This is a genomic window from Bartonella sp. OD88NMGDW (assembly GCF_042193775.1).
Lineage (GTDB): Bacteria > Pseudomonadota > Alphaproteobacteria > Rhizobiales > Rhizobiaceae > Bartonella > Bartonella grahamii.
This window is the reverse complement of sequence record NZ_JBHIMA010000085.1, coordinates 1-596: the sequence shown is the minus strand read 5'-3', so window position 1 is coordinate 596 and position 596 is coordinate 1. Positions and strand designations below refer to the sequence as shown.

Annotated in this window: 1 pseudogene; it reads right to left on the bottom strand. The window is 44.3% G+C overall.

Features of this window, described 5'->3' with window-relative positions:
- Positions 1-596, bottom strand: a pseudogene (locus tag ACFIJR_RS09235) (phage late control D family protein); the annotation flags it as partial.

The following is a 596-nucleotide window of genomic DNA, read 5'->3' as shown; positions in this document are numbered from 1 at the left end:
AAATAAGAAGCTTCAATGGTGCCATATTGCGTGCGTGGCTCTAGGGTAAATTCCCAGTTGGAACAGTCGTGTTTATGAAGTTCGAGTGCTGGTAAATTGTCACCGCTTAAAAATAAAAACTTATTGTCCTTGATCAAAAAACGTGCCCGCATACGATCAGCAAGGCGGGTTAAAAAATCAACAGCCGATTGATCTGTGGGAATCACATAAGGCAAAGTTTGTTTGGTGAACTGAGGACTGACCTTTGCTTGATAACCATGGCGTTTGGCAAGTGTCTCAACAATCTCACCAACAGTTTTGTGATCAAAATGCTCACTCGCCTGTTCTTTGAGTTCTTTACGCATCGAGGCACTTTTGCCACAAAGGCGCAAGATCTCTCCATCACTGCCACCACAACTGACCACTGACTCGACAACAAAACACCCCATAAATGCACTGATGCTGTTCTTATAGCCAAAGATCACCTGCAGAGCGTTGCCCGTTTGTGGAACCTCTAAATCATTGCCACTATCATCAAACTCTGCTTCAAATGTATCGGCTTCATTACCGGCATGGTCCGTAATGGTTGCGGTTAAAAGACGCTGGTAAAAAACCTC